The following is a 17,193-nucleotide window of genomic DNA, read 5'->3' on the forward strand; positions in this document are numbered from 1 at the left end:
TCCTCGTTGTTTCGTAACCGTGCGCCCGCGGCCGCAGCCGTCGTCCGCGTCCAATCTCTCCCCGGTCGGCTCTGTGTCGTTCTGCTGTCCGCCTCCCTGTCTACTCCTGCGTCTGGCCCGGAGCAAGCCCGCAGGCCTCATCGCGTCATCGTGGTGCCCACTGCAGTGTGCGTGCTTTCAGCGCCGTCATATTCAGCGCCGTCATACTTCAGAACTCGGGCAGGTCCCGTTCAGCGGGCAGTTTGCGCAGTCGGGCTTGCGGGCATGGCATATGGCGCGTCCATGCAGTATCAGCCGGTGAGACAAATCGGTCCATTCTTCGGGCGGGAAGCATCTGGTGATCTCCTGTTCGATGCGCACCGGGTCAGGATGCGTGGATCGCCAATCCGAACGCCAGCGCAGCCGGCCGGTCACGCGCATCACATGCGTGTCGACGGGGAATCCAGGAACTCCGAAGGCATTGCCCAGCACCACATTTGCCGTTTTCCTGCCCACGCCGGGCAGAGTCACCAGCTCCTCCATCGTTCGCGGCACCACGCCGTCGAAGCGCTCCTGAAGCTGATCGGCCAGCGCGATGATATGCGCGGATTTCGAACGATAGAATCCCAGCGGATGAATGATGTCCTCGACGCGCTCGGGGCTTGCCGCAGCGAGATCGGCAGCGCTTGGATACTCGCTGAACAGCGTCGGAGTAACCGTATTGACCCGCTTGTCGGTGGTCTGTGCGCTCAGCACCGTCGCGATAAGCAGCTGCAGCGGCGTGGAGAAATCCAGCGCGCACTTGGGTTCAGGTATCTCCTCGCACAGCAGCGCGTACTCCTCATGCATTCTTGCATGCAGCGCACGCTTTGATTCCCGTGGCATGACGCCGCGTCCTCAGTGCTTTGCGTCGTAGGACGACTTCTGGCTGGCGGCCGACTGATCCGCCGCCTCATCATCGGCATTGCCGGATTCCCGGTCCTCGTGCGCGGATTGAGCATCCTGCGCTTCCTGCGCGGCCTCGGCAGCTGCGGGCTTTTCGCCCTCCGGCGGATCGAAGCGGTAGCCGACGTTGCGCACGGTGCCGATCAGATGCTCGTATTCGCCGCCCAGCTTGGCGCGCAGGCGTCGGATATGCACGTCGACGGTTCGCGTGCCGCCGTAATAGTCGTAGCCCCATACTTCCTGCAGCAGCTGGGCGCGGGTGAAGACCCGATTGGGATGCTGCACGAGATACTTGAGCAGCTCGAATTCCTTGTAGGCCAAGTCGATCGGATGGCCGTGCAGGCTGGCAGTGTAGCCGTTGGTATCCACCATCAGATCGCCGCTGCGAATCTGCCCGTCCTCGCCCTGTTCAGGCACTTCCTCGTTGCCGGTGGCATGCACCATGACTTGATTGCCGCGTTCGGAGACCAGACGCAGCCGGCCTTCGACCTCGGCGGGCGAGGCGCTGGACACAACCACATCCGCCACGCCCCACTGCGAGTTGACGACCGTAAAACCGCCCTCGGTCAGTATCAGCATGATAGGTGTACTCAGTCCCGTGGCCTGCACAAGGCGGCACAGGGTCTTCGCAGTGGCGAGATCATCGCGGGCATCCAAAAACAGAATCGTATTCTCAGGCATCTTCACCAAGCTCGCCGCATCCATCGGCAGCACGCGCACGCGATGGGAAAGCAGGGCAAGAGAAGGCAGCACTGAAGCTGGGTCACCGGCGGACGTCATCAGCGTAAGATCGGTCACGCAACCTCCTCTTCCCACGGGTTCTCTGCAATACAGTGTAATGCAACGGTCGTTACGACCACAGCTCGCATCATGCCTGCTGTGTATTGTAGGCGCAGGTTGTGGACACATGCGGCTACATTGAGAACCATATTCTTTAGCGTGGTATTCGCATGATATCGCATGGCCTCGCAGTTGCGGCGCATGGACGCATGAACGCACGGCTTGGCCGTGCAGAGAGGAACGATTATGACCGTTGATTCCGCTGATGCTGCCGTCGGTTTCGAATCGAGCAGCGACAGGCCCTCGTGTACAGCCATGCTGGTCGCGCAGCTGGCTGCCTATGCGATTTTCGCGCTGGTCTGCGTCGCCGGCTGGTTGTGGGGAATAGGCGAGGCCGTCATCGTCGTGGTTGCGGCGGCTGCGCTGCTGGCCTTCGTCATCGCATGGCCGTTGCGTGCTGACGGCGTGGCGCGCATCGTCGCCGCAATAGCAGGAGCGGTGTCGATTGCGGCGGCTGCGCTTCCTGCCGATATTCTGGGATCGCGAGGAGAATGCATTATTATCCCGCAGGCATCGTTGCAGGCATCGCCCGCAGACGCATGCGCCGCAGATGGCGTCCTGGCCTTGCTGGGGACCGCAATCTCGCACTGGGCCTCGACGGCGCTGGTGCTGCTGGCACTGCTCATCATCGGCGGATTCCTGCGGCAGATGCTGCGCGAGCAGCGCACCGAGCTGGTGCGCTCGCTCTCGTCTTTCGTGCTCGGCGGCGTCGCCGCTGTCGGATTGGGCGGATGGGTCATTGTGGCGCGTGTGCTGCGCCAATGGCATGATCTTGTCGCAGCGCAGCCGTCAGGTACTATGTGGGCCATATCGACGGGCTCAGTCTGGATTCTTTGCGCGGTTGCAATCGCCGCGGTCGCAGCGCTTGTCGCTATGGCGTTCGTGTCTCGCCAGTGGTGGCGGGATGTCGCGATTGATTCGCCGAATCCTGCCCCCTGGCTCGGATTCGGTCTGCTGCCGGTGCTGATATTCGGCTTGGCGGCGTTTGCATACGCGTTCGCGCTTGTGACGATGGTGTGATTTTTTGTGCCGCATTTGCGGCGGCTGAACTGCTGAACTGCTGAACGGACGTCTGCTGAGCGGGCGTCTTGCTGAGCGGACGTCTGCGAAGTTGCAAAACGTTCCATTTCGACCGCTACCGTGAGGCTGCCGTACAAAAGGTGACGGAAATCGACTGGATAACGTTGCGTTTTGTACGGCAGCCGCGTGTTGCCGTACAAAACGCAACGCAATCGAGATATGTTTCGATGCCGATGACTCGATTCGGGGCTGGCCGGGGCCGAATAGAGGCGAGCCGAGGCCATTCGAGGCCAGTCACTCAGCCGTGGCCTGTCGGGACCAATCGAAGCCAGTAATCCTGCCGGAGGCAGGCACTCAACCGATGATGCCCAGATGCTCCAGCAGTATGTTGGTGCCGATCAGAATCAGCACGATGCCGCCCGCGATCTGCGCCGGCTTCTGCCATCGCAGGCCGACGACGCGTCCGAGATACAGGCCTGCAGCGGCGAATGCGGCCGTCACGATGCCGATGACTCCGATGGCGAAAGGCACGCTGAACTGCAGAAACGCGAAGCTCACTCCGACGGCTAAGGCATCGATGCTGCACGCGATGGCCAGCGGCATCATATGACGCCAGCTGAACTGCGGGGTTTCGTGCTTGTTGGCTTCGCCCTCACGCAGGGCTTCGCGAATCATGTTGCCGCCGATCAGGGCGAGCAGGCTGAAAATGATCCAGTGATCGAAAGCTGAGACATAATTGTTCAGCGCAGAGGCGCCGATGTAGCCCAACAGGGGGAACAGCGCTTGGAATCCGCCGAACCACAATGCGGTTTTCAGCGCGTCAAGCGGGCGGATGCGGGTTGCCGCAAGGCCTTTGCCGATGGCGACAGCGAATGCATCCATAGATACGGATATAGCGATAAGCAATGGTTGAATGATCATATGTGGTATTCAAAGGGTTCATCGTCGGTCTCGGCCGCCGATGAACCTCGACGGCTTTCACCGCCTACGCCTCGGATACCGACACAGAACTGCCGGTCTGAAGCCGGCTTTGAATTCCCAGCGAATGCCGTTCGCATGTCGTTTAGTTGACAGGTTCGATTATAGCACCGGAATACGGGGAGCGTGTCGCTGCTTTGCCGAAAGCTGGAAGACGCATTGCGTGATCCGCTAGACAAGAGATGGGGTGATGTCACGAATCCCGCACTATGACAGGGGATATGCGAAACTTGTGACGTTTCCCCGCGGTTATTCATCGCAACTCCCGCACAACGGTCGAGTTAGTGCGGGGATTGTGACGGTTCGTGGCTCAATGACTGTCCAAGGGTAAACCCCGTTGTTTCCTCGGTCCCTTGGCGGTCCCTTGGCGTCGGCTACTCACAGCGCACTGCGCTGTGAGTTTAACGCCTCCGCCCGCATAGGGTCCGTTATTGTGCGGGATTCGTGGCGTTAGGATGGCGATTCGGCGGCTGGGGAATGTTCGAGGCGAGGAAAGCATACGGATGTGCCGTGCTCGCCTGCCGAGCGTAGCCACAGATACGGAGAAAGCCACCCGAGTGGGTGGCTTTCTTTGCATATCAGGGTGTGAGCATCGTACGCATCACGCGCGCCCGATCATCATGCCCTGCGCCTTTGCCAGCGCCCTTGGCAGGCGCTCACGGAATCAGGCCTGTTCGGCCAGACGCTCGCGCGCGGCCTTGATCTGCTTGTCGGCCTCGTCAACGCCGGCCCAGTAGTCGCCGGGCTGCACTTCCTTGCCTGGCTCCAGCGCCTTGTACTGCTCGAAGAAGTGCTTGATCTCGGCCTTGTGGAAGTCGTTGACGTCATCGATATCCTTGATATCGTCGAAGCGCACGTCGGCGGGCACGCACAGCACCTTGTCGTCGCCGCCGGCCTCGTCGACCATGTGATACAGGCCCACGGCGCGGCACTCGACCACGCAGCCGGGGAACACTGAGTTCGGGATCATCACGAGCGCGTCGAGCGGATCGCCATCCTCGCCCAGCGTCTCGTCGATGTAGCCGTAGTCGTCCGGGTAGCCCATCGCGGTGAACAGCGTGCGGTCGAGGAACACGCGGCCGGTCTCATGGTCGACTTCGTATTTGTTCTTGGAGCCGCGCGGGATCTCGACGACTACGTTGAATGTCTCTGCCATTATTCGTTTCTCCTTATGATCTTCGGCCTGCTTTCGCTGCAGGCCGCATGTCGGTTGTCGTTGTGGCTTTGGGCGGTCCGGCGCATGCGCATTGCAACACTGCACTGGTGTCACTGTGCTGTGCGTCAGGCCTTCAATGCCTTACCGGGCCTAGCGTACCCGCACCACGCGAAGGCGAGTGCAGTCTTGCATGCGGCGCGGGTAGTTGCGGGCAGCAGCCTTGAACATCGCCCAGTATGCCGCACGCAGTATGTCGTACTCAGCACTCCGCGCCTGGTATTCAGCGCTCAGTATTCAACACTGAGGATATGCGCGACATCCGCCCACGGCGCGAGGGACACGAAATTGTCCCAGCCCCAGTCGAATTCGCGCCCGGTGAGCTCGTCGCGCACCTTGACCGCGCGGTCGGTGGGCAGTCCGTACTCGCCCAGTTCGAGATGCACCACGGCCTGATGGCTGTTATGCGCGTCGAGATTGACGACCACGATCACCGTGTCCGGCTTGCCGGTGCCGGTGAGCTCGGCCGGCACATGGCGGATGAAGGCGATGATGCTCTCATCCTCGCAGGGCAGCAGGTTCAGGTCGTGGTAGCTGCGGCAGGCGGGGTGCGCTCGCCGGATGCGGTTGAGCGATGCGAGCAGCTCGCCGATGCCGTACTGCTCGGCCTGGCTCCAATCGCGCACCTTGACCTCGTACTTCTCGTTGTTCTGCTGCTCTTCGTAGCCGGGGCGCTGCCGGTTCTCGATAAGCTCGTAGCCGTTGTAGATGCCCCAGGACGGCGAGCCCATAGCCGCCAGCACCGCGCGGATCGCATGCCCGGCGATGCCGTTGTCGCGGATGTAGTCGGTGAGGATGTCGGGCGTGGTGGGCCAGAAGGTGTTGTGCTGGTAGAAGGCCTCGTCGCTGTTGGTTTCGAGCAGGTAGTCGTCCAGATTCCACTTCTCGTTGCGCCAGGGGAAGTAGCAGTGCGACTGCGTGAACCCGACGTAGCTCAGCGCGCGCATCATGCCCGGGCGGGTGAAGGCTTCGGCGAGGAAGAGCACCTCGGGATGCTTGCGGGTGACGGCGGCGATCACGTCCTGCCAGAAGCGCACCGGCTTGGTGTGCGGATTGTCGATGCGGAAGATGGTGACGCCGGCTTCGATCCACAGGTTCATAAGCCGTTCGACCTCGCGCTCGATCCCGAGCATATCCGCGTTGAAATCGATCGGGTAGATGTCCTGATACTTCTTCGGCGGATTCTCGGCGAAGGCGATGGTGCCGTCGGGCTTGTGGCGGAACCAGTCGGGATGCTCCTTGACCCACGGGTGGTCCGGCGAGCACTGCAGCGCGAAGTCGAGCGCGATCTCCAGATTCAGCTCATGGGCGCGGGCGCACAGCGCCTTGAAGTCGTCCATAGTACCCAGCTGCGGGTCGACGGTGTCATGGCCGCCCAGCTCGGAGCCGATGCCGAAGGGGGAGCCGGGATCTTCGGGGCCGGCGACCAGGCTGTTGTTGCGTCCCTTGCGGTTGGTGACGCCTATGGGGAAGATCGGCGGCAGATAGACCACGTCGAAGCCTTGTGCGGCAGCACGCTCGAGGCCGGATACCGAGGTGCGCAGATTGCCGGGGATGATCTTGCCGGTCTGCGGATCGTGGGTCGCGCCTTCGGAGCGAGGGAAGAACTGATACCAAGCGGTGAAGCTCGATTTCGGTCGCTCGACGCGCACCGTTTTGGGGTGGCTGGGCGAGATGCCATCGCGCAGCGGATGCTCGATGTGCAGGCGTTCGATGGCCTCATTGTCGGCGGCGGCGAGCCGCTCGTGTTCGTTCAGGTTGCGATCCGCGATGCGTTTGGCCGCCTCGCGCAGCGTCCGGCGCTCGCTTGCCGACAACCCTGCATCGTGTCGTCCCGCCCAGCGGTTCAGCAGGTCTGCGCCCGAGTCGAGCGCATTCTCCACATCGTCATGGACGTCGACTTTGATGCGCGCGTCATGCAGCCACGAAGCATAGGTATCCTCCCAGCCTTCGACGACCATACCCCAATCGCCGAGCTGGCGACGCAGCGTAGGCCATTGCTCGTCCCAGGGCTTGACGGTGCTGTGCTCGCCGGCCTTGAGCGTCACGGCCCAGCGGTCCAGTCCGGGGTTGACGCAGGTCATCGGCATGCGCAGCATCTCGCGGCCGCGCGGATTGCGCAGCACGGCAGTTGCGCCGATTTTGCTGCGGCCTTCGATGAAGACCTGTGCGGTGACGGAGAAGGTTTCGCCAAGTTCGACGCGCACCGGGAACACGTCGTTTTCACGGCTCGGCGTGATGTCGAGCACGACGACGCGCCCGAGCTGATTGGGCGCGTCGACCGGCAAAGTGGGTGCCGGAGCTTCCTCTCCTGGATTCAGATGGATTCGCGGCCGAGCCGCGGAGACGTGGCGCGAAGCCGTATTCTTCTCCGCGGCCTTCGATCGCCGGGTGCGGTGCGGCGCGGAAGATTTTGCTGGGGTCGCGTTTTCCGCTGCGGCGTCCTGCATGGCGGATTCGTCTGCCGAAGCCTGTGCGGCGACGGTGCCGGCGGAATCGTGACGTTTAAATGTTGCTTCTTTGCTTGTGTGGTGTGTAGCCATAATGGCATTGTAGGGTGTCTGCGGCTCAGGATGCATCTTCGTGACCGCATGTCGGCGGCTTTGCCGCTCTTGCGTGTTCCGGCGCGATGACTGCGAATCCGTCGGCAGCGATTTTCGCGGGTCGTGCGCAGCTTGGCTGCTCGTATATATAGGTATGCTGTCCGCGGCGAAGTTATCCACAGCTATGTCGGGCACCGCTGTTTTTATCCACAGTTTGCGTTGTCCACATCGTATTTATCCACAGGCAGGTTATCCACAACACGCCGAGGACCCAAGCCTTCGACCACAGGACCCGTTTCAGGATGCGAGGGGATGCGCAGCTGTGACAGGCTCGTTGTCACGCATACTACGACGTTGCGTACCGACGGAAAGGAAACACTCATGAACGCAAAGCTACGAAACCGTCTGACGGCCATCGTCGCTGTGCTGGCGGCGGTCCTGATGACGATCTGCCTGCCCACAGTCGCGAGGGCCGCCGACTTGCGCCGGCCGGACAGCAGCCGGTATCTTACTTACAAGATCGGCGGCAACGCCATGCGCATCGGCGTGATTGCTCAGGATGACGACTCCGACTACTACTGCATCGAAGGGAATGTGCAGGCCTCTTATCGAATCGACGGGGTGCGCGAAATCGAGTCCACCGATGACGCGCGACGGCTGGCTTGGCTGATCGACCATTATCGAGGCAGCGAAGACCCGCTCGCCTATGCGGCGATCGGCCTGCTGGTGCACGACCGCTACGATCTGGACCAAGCGACATGGGCATCCCATCGCGACAGCGTCATCCGCACGCATGCGGGCATCGCGGATCGCGCCGGCGCATTGTGGCGCGAAGCCGGGGACTACGCGCCCGCTGGCGCGAAAATCACGCAGCATTACGTGCGAGGATTGCGACAGGGGATTGTGGAGGCTCTCGTCGTGAATGCATCGGGGTCGCCCATAGCCGGTGTGCCTTACAAAGTCACGCTTAATGGCCCGGCGCGGTTCGAGAACGGGCAGGACTCCGTTGCAGGCGTCTCAGGCACCCAATCGATCGCGCATCGCTGGCAGGCCACCGGTGCTGGCGAGATCACGGCGTCCATATCCTACGGGCGTCACGTGCTTGAGCAGATCATCAGTGCGCAGGACTTCGTACGTTTCGGCGGTATGAAGCAGACCAATGGCGGTGCTGTGAAGTTCACGGCCCGCAAGGATTTCACGCCCTCGCTGGGCACGCGGGTGTCCGCGAAAATCGTCGATGCCGGTCAGCCCGTGGTTGATGAGGTGACCTCCGGAGTGCGTGGCGCGGACAGCCATTGGCCTCAAGGGTTGAAACTGACGGCGACCGGCTGGTACTTCGATAAGCTGTCTCCTGCTGCGCTGAAAGAAGGCACGGCAGTGCATGCCGGGGAGAGCGCGGCGGCTTTTCTCAAGCGTTTGCAGAGCGCCGGACACAAGCCTTCGGCGTATGGGGCCGCAAGTTTTACCGGGCCAAATCAGACGGTGAAGGTGCAGGGCACGACGAAGTCTGGCGGCTCCGAACCATACAAAACCCCGGTCGCCGCAGGATTCGGCACTTGGGTGTGGGCCTTCGAGCGCGAATCGCTTAGTGCGCAGGCCCGCGAATACGTTCTGGCTGACGCGGTCACGCCGTTTCTGGAGATACCGGAAACCAATGCGCACCGTGCCAGAATCAATGTGCGGTCCAGCGTGACCGAACACAGCGCAAGCGTGGGATCCGAACTCAGCGATACCATAACCGTCTCCGGTTTCCCGGATGACCATGGATCGTTTGCGGGCAGCAAGGAATTCGGTTTCGAACCGGATCGGGCGCACGCGCAGGTGAGCGTGTGGTGGTCTGGCGATGCGCATGACGCAGGCAACGACGAACGATATCGTCCCAGCGGAAGCGGCGTGCCCGAGGAAGACGAGCATCACCGACGTGTGGGAGTCTGGAACTATCCAGCCGCCAATGGCACGTTCCGTGTCGGTGCCGGAGCGCCCGATGCCCACGGCAAGCCGGTGAATATCCGAGGCGAAAGCCATGGATGGTATGTATTCGTCTGGCAGTTTGCTGGCGACGACCGCGTCATGCCGGCCGCAAGCGCGTACGATGACGCATGGGAGCGCACTCGCGTCGTGGAAGTCGCACGGCCCAAAGCGCCTATTGTCACCACAAGAGTCGACCGCGACACGGTCAAGCTCAATGAGCCGTTCAGAGATACCGCTCGGGTCATCGGTGACGTGAAGAAAGGCTCCTACGTGGAATTCAGCGCGTACGAGGCCATAGCCAAAGGCGTCAAGCCCGGTGCGAATGCCAAGCTGCTTGATGGCGAACATGTGAGACTGGACCATGGCGTGAGCGATCAGAAGGTGTCCAGCAGCCAAGTGCGCTCAGGAAAGCCGGGATTCGTGTATTGGAAGGCCACGGTGTTCTCGCCGAAGGGCGACGTGCTCGCCACGCATGAACTCGGCGCTGAAGGAGAAGTCGTGGAGGTTATGGAAGACGGCAGCCAGACGCCGTCGGTTCCTGGCCAGCCGGCTTCCGACAAGTCGACTCCTAATCAGCCCGCTCGCTTGGCTGATACCGGCTCTTCGGTGGTGGCGCTCGCTGGAGTCGGCGTCGCCGCGGCGCTCGTCGCCCTGCTTATGGTCGCAGCGATCCGCCGACGGACTTGAAGGGTGCGGTTCAGCTGATCAGGCTGGCGTGGTGATGGTCGCAATGCTCGTTGCCGCGCCGATCTGATCTGGACAGCAGCCTACTTGCCGACTAGGCGTGGAATATAGCGTTGCATCATGAACGCGCCGACCAGTCCGCAGCATCCCATCAGCACAGCGGCGCCAGCCAGGCTTGATGCTGCCGTCATCGCCGAGATGGCAAGCGGGCCGAATGCCGAACCGGAGTCTGTGAACACGCGCCAGCCGCTTAGGAAACCGGGCATATCGTCAGGCGCGTATCGGGTTGCGAGATCGGAGCCCAGTGTCATGACGATGCCGCTGCCCAAGCCATTGGCTATCGAGCAGAGTATCGCAACGGCAATGTACCCCCATTCGACTGTGGCGAAGGGAATCAACAGATGGCTTATGCTCAGGCCGATCAGTACTGGCACGGCGGCCCAACGGCGGCCGAAGCGGTCCATGACCTGCCCCGAAGTATAGAAGAGCGAAAGATCGACGGCTCCGGCGATGCCCATGATCAGCGCGATATGCGACTCCGAGACGTTGAGCTGCACGCCCCACAGCGGCAGTATGACCTGGCGGGAGGCACGCATGGCCTGCAGTATTCCGGCTGCGGTGCCCATGCGAATCAGCACCGAGAAATAGGTGACAATCGGCAGGCGATGGCGGGTTGGTTTGCGGGCTGCGCTATTTGCGCCGTTGCCGGAGTCGGCGTTGGCAACAGCAGCCTGCTGCGTCTGCGGCACAGGTTTGTTGCTTGCCGAGGGGAGGCCGCCTTTGTTATGGGCTTCCGCCAAGGCCTTGTTCTTGGACAGTATTTGCTCAGGATCGGGTATCGCCCACAACACGATCAGCACCGTCAAACAGGCGACCACATGCAGCCAGTACACGCTGCGCGACCCGGCGAGCGCGATGACGGGAGAGGCGAGAAATGGCCCAACGAAATATCCGACCCTGGTTGTGCCGCCAAGCAGCGACAGTGCGCGGGCACGGTACCACAGGGGAGTCCATACGGTGAGAAAGGTGTGCCGAGCGAGATTGAAGGCGGCTGAAGCGATGCCGATCATCAAGACCCCAGCGGCCAACACGGCAAGATTCGGGGCCTTCCGGCAGATGACCGCTGAAACAATCGCCGCGATAGCCGCCACGCGCATGGCGAAGGTCTCGCCCCAACGTGCGACGATGACGCCAGCCGGAATGTCGCCGATCACCACGCCGATCATGAGCAAGCCCGATATGATGCCCGACGTAGCGACGTTCGCCTCCAGCGCCGTAGCGGTAAGGGGCACCACCGGAATCAGCGCGCCCTCGCCGGTCGCGAAGAGAATCGCAGGCATATATACCGGCACGAACAAGTGCCGCAGAAAATCCGTCTGATCGGCCTTCGCGTTCTGCTCCATACCGTGCGCCATTCCGGGCCGTGCCTCCTCTTTGCTCTATATCACTTGCGTGAGCCGTCTTGTTGCGCGGCCGTTCAGAGAAAACCGTTCGGCCGACTGTTCCGTTGCGAACCGCCCCGGTGGGTAAGCCTTCCTGTGGACTGCTTTGTGTGGTCTTTCCCGCAGGAGCTTTTTCTCATGCGGGAAAGACCACACAAGGAATCCGAGCCGCAGCTCCCGTAGTCGCGTCCAATTGCCCAAGGCCGTAACTCATTGGCCGCAATACATTGACTGCCTGCGCAAAATCCTCACCGACCCTAGCAGTATAGCCCGTACCTATATGTCATGCGATGATCTGATGCGATACATGAAACAGGTGTGAAATACGGTTGCCGCAAGTCCAAGGAGGCAGAACCGTTGGGCGCCGAGGCCGCAAAGTGTCTTGACCGGCATAGCAAAGAAATCACGAATACGACCAAGTTTAGATATGCCGGGCGTCAAAGCATACGTCACGCCACGCCAACGCTGGCTTCGACCCAGTCGCGCAGTTGCTTGAGCGGTACCGAGGCGCTTCTGCCGAAATCGGTGAGCGCGTATTCGACTCGCGTTGGCACTTCGGCGTACACGGTGCGCGTGATAAGGTCTTCGGCTTCCAAGCGTTTGAGGGTATGAGAAAGCACTTTCGGGCTGATGCCCTCGAGAAGCCGACGGAGCTGGCCGAATCGCAACGGGCCATCTTCAAGTGCGCCGATGGCCAGCGCACTCCATTTGTTGGCGAGAAGATCGAGCATGTCGCGGCACGGGCACATCGCGGCGTAGACGTCGTTGCGGGCGCACGCATCGGCTGGTGCGGCAGCAGAAACAGCAGAAGAAGCGGCAGCAACTACAGAACGTTGAGACATAACCCAAAGTATATCAAGTTTCTTAAAGAAACTATATGCCCTTGACGGTAACTGGCTGCTGTTTGATACGGTGCTCGCATGAATACAACAACAGCCATAGGCTATGAAGCAAACCTGCCCATCACCGATCCGTCGAGTCTCGTCGAGCGCGAGATCGCAGTACCTTCCCCTCGCGCACATGACCTGCTGGTCGAAGTCAAGGCGGTTTCCGTGAACCCGGCGGACGTGAAACTGCGTGCGCAGGCGTCTGCGAAAAACTTTCCCGAAGGATTCCGCGTGCTCGGCTTCGACGCGGCGGGCGTCGTGAAGTCGGTCGGGAGCGCGGTCACCCTGTTCGAGCCGGGCGACGAAGTCTTCTATGCGGGAACGATTGACCGGCCGGGCACGAATCAGCGGCTTCACTTGGTTGACGAGCGCATCGTCGGCCGCAAGCCGGCTACTCTCTCGTTCGCATACGCCGCAGCACTTCCGCTGACTTCGATCACCGCGTGGGAGGTGCTGTTCGATCGGTTCGGGCTTACGTCTGCCAGCAGCGGCACCTTACTCGTGGTTGGGGCTACGGGTGGCGTGGGGTCAGTGATGGTGCAACTGGCCGAGGCCTTGCTGCCGAAAGTATCGGTGATTGCCACCGCGTCCACGCCCGAACGCGCCGAATACATCCGAGGCTTGGGAGCGGAATACACAGTGAACCATCGCGGTAACCTTGCCGCACAGGTTTTGGATATCGCCCCGCAAGGAGTGGACTGGCTGTTTACTGCGCATTCCGAGCATCAGCTGCCGCTGTATGCGAAGATTGTCCGCCCATTCGGCCAGATTACCGCCATTGATGACGGCCCGCGCAATGTCGAGCCGCTGAAGGCCAAGAGCATTACGTGGCATTGGGAACTTATGTTCACGCGGCCGGTTCAGCAGACGCCGGATATGATCGCTCAACACGATCTGCTCGACCGTGTCGCCGATTTGGTCGACGAGGGTCGATTGCACACGACCGTCACGCGCACGCTCACGCCGATTAACGCGGCCACGCTGCGGCAGGCTCACGAATTGGTGGAGTCCGAGCGCACTGTCGGCAAGGTCGTGGTGGCGGACTGGGAACAGTAGGACTGCGTGCGGCTGGGTGCCGGACTTCGGGTTGCGGCTCGGGTTACAGGCAATGTCATGTGCAGCGCACTGTGCCTGCAGGGGTGCATCTTGCTGATGTGCGGCGGTTTGGCATCGAACGCCAGTAAGCGTAGGCGTTTTGGTTATGTATACCTTATTATGCTCTGGCGTGTGTGGTTCATGGTGCAGTCTATCTGACTGTTCGCCCGGGTCGCTCTTGGCTGCTGCTTGAAATTCATTAGGTTGATTTGAGTGAATGGGACGGTCCTATGCGAGAAAACACTCACATGGTAGCTTGCAGAGGCGTTGGAATTCCGCCAAGATGCCGTGTGCTGAATTCATCGGCTACTTGACGAAGTGCCTAATGAACGAAAAAAGCACCTAATGAATGAGTAAACGGCGATGCTGATGTGCCGGGGAGCGTATGGAGCTTTTGCCATCCGACCGTAGCATTACAGCCATTCATTAGGTGCTTTTTTCGTTCATTAGGCAGATGCGAAAGTATGCGACGTATGTGTGACGTGCATGCTGTCTCGTAATCGTTGGTATTTCACCGATTCTAAATATACGGTGAATCTTCGTGGCCGCCCACTCAGACAGCTGTGCATGGAAATCTGCCTAATGAATTCTCTGCGCGTTCCTAGCGCATGCTTGTTCGCCCGTGTCAGTTGTTGCTAAAGCTGGAATTCGAGCTGCTGCCATTGTTCGAACTACTGCCGCTGCCGCTGTCAGTGCAGCCGCCTTCGTGACGTTTGCAGTCATCGTCTCCGTGCTATGCATCGCCATTGGCCTCATGCTTGCCGCCATGCGCACCAGTATTGGCTCCGTTGACCTTGCTAATTCCGTCGAAAGCTAGGAATTCGTGATGCTGGGGATGTGTGGGTTCTGCTGATTGCCACCGCGCCTGCATCACCCGAGAATGTTCGCAACGACTGCCTGAAGCGCGTTATCGTTTGTTGATGAATTTGCCAGCCAATGCGTATACCTGCCTGATCTCGCTTGAGGATATATCCCATTGCCTGAGTTCCTCTGCGATGAGCTCTGGATGCTTTTTGCTGATGTCCCGTAGCGCGTTCCCGACGGATTTGCGCATGTATGAACTGTCGTCTTCCTTGTGGGCAGACAGCAGTTGTATGGCTGCTTGCGGATTTTCCTTGAAATACGGGCGGCTTGTCCATATTCTCAACCCTTCCGAAACGGCCCTGCGCGTGTTCGGGCAATCGCTCTCGAGCCAGTTTTCAATGACTGGCAGCGCATGTTCGTAGCCGGTCAGCCGGCAATAGCTGTCAAACGCCTTCGCCAGCACCTCTTGGATTCGCCAATTATCGTGCCGGCTCACTGTATCTCTGAGGAAGAGCAGCGCATCGTCATTCTCGGCTGCGCAATCTCCCAGCATAAACACGCCCGCCTCTTGGACCTGATAATTGCCGGATTCGTACAGCGCCAATCCCATGTCACAGCATTCTTCCAACGAATGAGACCGGGAAAACTCCTCGGCATCGTCCCGTATCAGTGTGAAGCTTATTTTTTCGGAATATCGCTCTTCGAGGAGAGCGGGGAAATCCGTGTAATCGTTCATTGTGGTGTCTCCGAGTCCGACTGTGCGCTATGCCTTATTGATGGATCTCGAACCGCTTACTGTCTTCATTGTAGATGTGCCGCAGGGCAATGTGATCGTTCCTACTTGACTTTCCCCAACGGAAAGTATTATGCTTTCCTTATCGGAAAGTAAAAGCCTCGAACTCCCCTGCGAGGCACGGCAGTAAAGGAATCCATCATGGATAACGGTAAAGAGCCGTCTGCAACGCAGGCCAAAGAGCTCCTCGACTCTCTCGCTGCCGACCGGCGTGCCCTCAGCGGCAAAGCAACCGTGTCTACTTGGTACGCCCTGCTGAGCGGGTTCGTGATGTTTATCTTCGCAGTGATGTCGAGTTTCATGATTCGAGAGAACAATCTTGCCTTGCTTATACCGATTATGACGGTAAGCATCATTTTTATCGGTATATCCGTCTGGTATTCGCTTCGTTCGGGCGTAGGCATCGTCCATCCCAGAACCAGGAAGGCCGGCATCCTCTACGTGCTCAACAGCGTAAGTTTACTTGTGGGACTCTTGGGAGGCGTAGCTGTCGCGCTGCTCACGTCGCTGCATTGGGCGGTCTTCTGCGGCATCGCTCTGCTGTTCGAAATGCTAGCTGCGGCGTTGCTTGTGCTGTATGGCCGCGAGCAGCGCCGTGCCATCGAAGCAGGCGAGTGAGCCGATGACCGATGCGACGAAAGTTCCAGCCCAATTCGACGAACTCATCCATGAACCCACCAGAATGCGCATCTGCGGTCTGCTGGCACAGACAACTGCGCTGAAATTCAGCACGCTCAGGGACACGCTCGGCGTCAGCGATGCCGTCTGCTCCAAACACGTCAAGGCGCTCGCCGAGCGGCAGTACGTCAGCGCAAGCAAAGTCAAAAGCGAGAACAGCAACCATCAGGTTTCATGGATATCACTCACCGAGCAAGGCCGCCGAGCTTTCGATGGGCACATGAACATGCTCCGCAACATAGCCGAGGGCAAGTGATTACGGGGAAAGGGGCATTTGCGGGAGCGTATCTCGTTCGCGTGCGGCGACTCGGCGCTGAATCGCCGCAGGTGTTCTAGCTTTATGTACCTTATTGTGTTCTGACAAGTGTGGTTCATGGTGCATTTCGTCCGACTGTTCGCCCGGGTCGCGTTTGGCTGCTGCTTGAACATCTATTAAGCAGATTTGGGTGAACGAGATGGTTTGGCACGAGAAAACGCTCATATGTTAGTTCTCAGAAACGTTGAAATTCCGCCAAAATGCAGCGGCCAAATTTGGAGGCTACTTTGCAAAGTGCTTAATAGACGAAAAAAGTGCTTAATTAACGGGTAACCGATGACGTTGGTTTGCCGGTGTCTTATGTGGACGCTTGCCCGCGTGGACAGATCGGGCAAGCCGCGTTTAGACGCTTATTAAGCACTTTTTTCGTCTATTAAGCACATACGTAAAGTATGCGACGTGTGCGTAATCATGCAATCATTGGAATTCCGCCAATCCGAACTGTGCGTCGAAGCTCCATGAAGCCTTGTTCGGGCACTTGCGCATGGAAATCTGCTTAATAGATTTCCACGCGCCTCTCATTCATGTCTGTTCGCCTGTGTCAGTTGCTGGAACCGGAGTTCGAGCTGCTGCCGTTGCCGGTACCGCTGCCGCCGCCGAAGCCGCCGCGCATGCCGCCGAGACCGGTCTGACCTTCCATGATGGACTGGGGTGAGCTGATGATGCCGTTGTCATTCTGCCCGATGGCGGTTACGGTGTCGCCCGGACTTGAGGTCGCTGATCTTGCCCTTCGAAGCCATCGTGACCGGCACAGCGATCACGGCGATAAGAATGATATTGAGCCAATTGTGTTTTTTCGTCGCAATCTGATCGCTTACCCCGGTTTTGGCTTCCGCACCGGCACTAGCCCTCGCGGCATCGTTTCTTGCCACGATTCCGTTATCCGTCTCAACAACGAATGAAAGTTTCCATGCGTGACAAAAAGCAATGGGAAACCGCTGAACTTTTCATGAGAAGGGCTGGTTGCTGAGAAAGACAGCGGGTTTGTCCTGATTTTGTCCTGAT

General features: G+C 59.7%; 14 protein-coding genes. 5 read left to right on the forward strand and 9 right to left on the reverse strand.

The genetic code is table 11. The features are described 5' to 3' along the window. Positions 1-201: 201 nt before the first annotated feature. Positions 202-864: an endonuclease III gene (gene nth / locus BISU_RS06130; RefSeq protein WP_024463146.1), complete on the reverse strand. Its 663-nt coding sequence runs from the start codon at positions 862-864 to the stop codon at positions 202-204. A gap of 12 nt (positions 865-876) precedes the next feature. After that, entirely contained in the window at positions 877-1,722 is an 846-nt protein-coding gene (locus BISU_RS06135) for a winged helix-turn-helix transcriptional regulator (protein ID WP_024463147.1), read from the reverse strand. A gap of 228 nt (positions 1,723-1,950) precedes the next feature. Here BISU_RS06135 and BISU_RS06140 point away from each other — a divergent pair, with 228 nt between their 5' ends. Continuing rightward, positions 1,951-2,784 (forward strand): hypothetical protein, encoded by an 834-nt coding sequence (locus tag BISU_RS06140; protein WP_024463148.1) that lies wholly within the window; start codon positions 1,951-1,953, stop codon positions 2,782-2,784. Between the two features lie 354 nt (positions 2,785-3,138). Here BISU_RS06140 and BISU_RS06145 read toward each other — a convergent pair whose 3' ends face one another. The 3 genes from BISU_RS06145 to BISU_RS06155 form a co-directional block, all read right to left on the reverse strand. Then, the gene (locus tag BISU_RS06145; protein ID WP_024463149.1) at positions 3,139-3,705 is read right to left on the reverse strand and encodes a manganese efflux pump MntP; all 567 of its coding nucleotides are present in this window, start codon (positions 3,703-3,705) and stop codon (positions 3,139-3,141) included. A 721-nt stretch (positions 3,706-4,426) separates the two neighbouring features. Beyond that, positions 4,427-4,918 (reverse strand): inorganic diphosphatase, encoded by a 492-nt coding sequence (locus BISU_RS06150; protein WP_024463150.1) that lies wholly within the window; start codon positions 4,916-4,918, stop codon positions 4,427-4,429. 287 nt (positions 4,919-5,205) lie between these two features. Beyond that, a complete protein-coding gene (locus BISU_RS06155) occupies positions 5,206-7,518 on the reverse strand; it encodes an alpha-1,4-glucan--maltose-1-phosphate maltosyltransferase (protein ID WP_226839102.1) in 2,313 nt (770 codons plus the stop codon). 381 nt (positions 7,519-7,899) lie between these two features. Between BISU_RS06155 and BISU_RS06160 the strand changes: the two genes are divergently transcribed. Continuing rightward, a complete protein-coding gene (locus tag BISU_RS06160) occupies positions 7,900-10,176 on the forward strand; it encodes a hypothetical protein (RefSeq protein ID WP_024463152.1) in 2,277 nt (758 codons plus the stop codon). A gap of 80 nt (positions 10,177-10,256) precedes the next feature. Here BISU_RS06160 and BISU_RS06165 read toward each other — a convergent pair whose 3' ends face one another. Together BISU_RS06165 and BISU_RS06170 are read right to left on the reverse strand one after the other, a co-directional pair. Then, positions 10,257-11,588, reverse strand: coding sequence for an MFS transporter (locus BISU_RS06165; protein ID WP_081672641.1), 1,332 nt, complete (start codon positions 11,586-11,588; stop codon positions 10,257-10,259). 476 nt (positions 11,589-12,064) lie between these two features. Continuing rightward, positions 12,065-12,457: a winged helix-turn-helix transcriptional regulator gene (locus BISU_RS06170; protein ID WP_024463154.1), complete on the reverse strand. Its 393-nt coding sequence runs from the start codon at positions 12,455-12,457 to the stop codon at positions 12,065-12,067. 78 nt (positions 12,458-12,535) lie between these two features. Between BISU_RS06170 and BISU_RS06175 the strand changes: the two genes are divergently transcribed. Then, a complete protein-coding gene (locus BISU_RS06175) occupies positions 12,536-13,558 on the forward strand; it encodes a zinc-binding alcohol dehydrogenase family protein (protein ID WP_024463155.1) in 1,023 nt (340 codons plus the stop codon). 946 nt (positions 13,559-14,504) lie between these two features. On the opposite strand, the gene BISU_RS06180 is transcribed toward BISU_RS06175, so the two are convergent. Beyond that, on the reverse strand, positions 14,505-15,137 hold the full coding sequence (locus BISU_RS06180; protein WP_024463156.1) for a DNA alkylation repair protein: 633 nt from the start codon (positions 15,135-15,137) through the stop codon (positions 14,505-14,507). Positions 15,138-15,335: 198 nt separating this feature from the next. On the opposite strand from BISU_RS06180, the gene BISU_RS06185 reads away from it, so the two are divergent. Both BISU_RS06185 and BISU_RS06190 read left to right on the forward strand, forming a co-directional pair. Then, the gene (locus tag BISU_RS06185) at positions 15,336-15,812 is read left to right on the forward strand and encodes a hypothetical protein (RefSeq protein ID WP_024463157.1); all 477 of its coding nucleotides are present in this window, start codon (positions 15,336-15,338) and stop codon (positions 15,810-15,812) included. 4 nt (positions 15,813-15,816) lie between these two features. After that, positions 15,817-16,128 (forward strand): transcriptional regulator, encoded by a 312-nt coding sequence (locus BISU_RS06190; protein WP_024463158.1) that lies wholly within the window; start codon positions 15,817-15,819, stop codon positions 16,126-16,128. 731 nt (positions 16,129-16,859) lie between these two features. On the opposite strand, the gene BISU_RS06195 is transcribed toward BISU_RS06190, so the two are convergent. Next, positions 16,860-17,060, reverse strand: coding sequence for a hypothetical protein (locus BISU_RS06195; protein WP_024463159.1), 201 nt, complete (start codon positions 17,058-17,060; stop codon positions 16,860-16,862). Positions 17,061-17,193: the final 133 nt, after the last annotated feature.

Origin of the sequence: Bifidobacterium subtile, from assembly GCF_000741775.1 — a bacterium.
Classification (GTDB): domain Bacteria; phylum Actinomycetota; class Actinomycetes; order Actinomycetales; family Bifidobacteriaceae; genus Bifidobacterium; species Bifidobacterium subtile.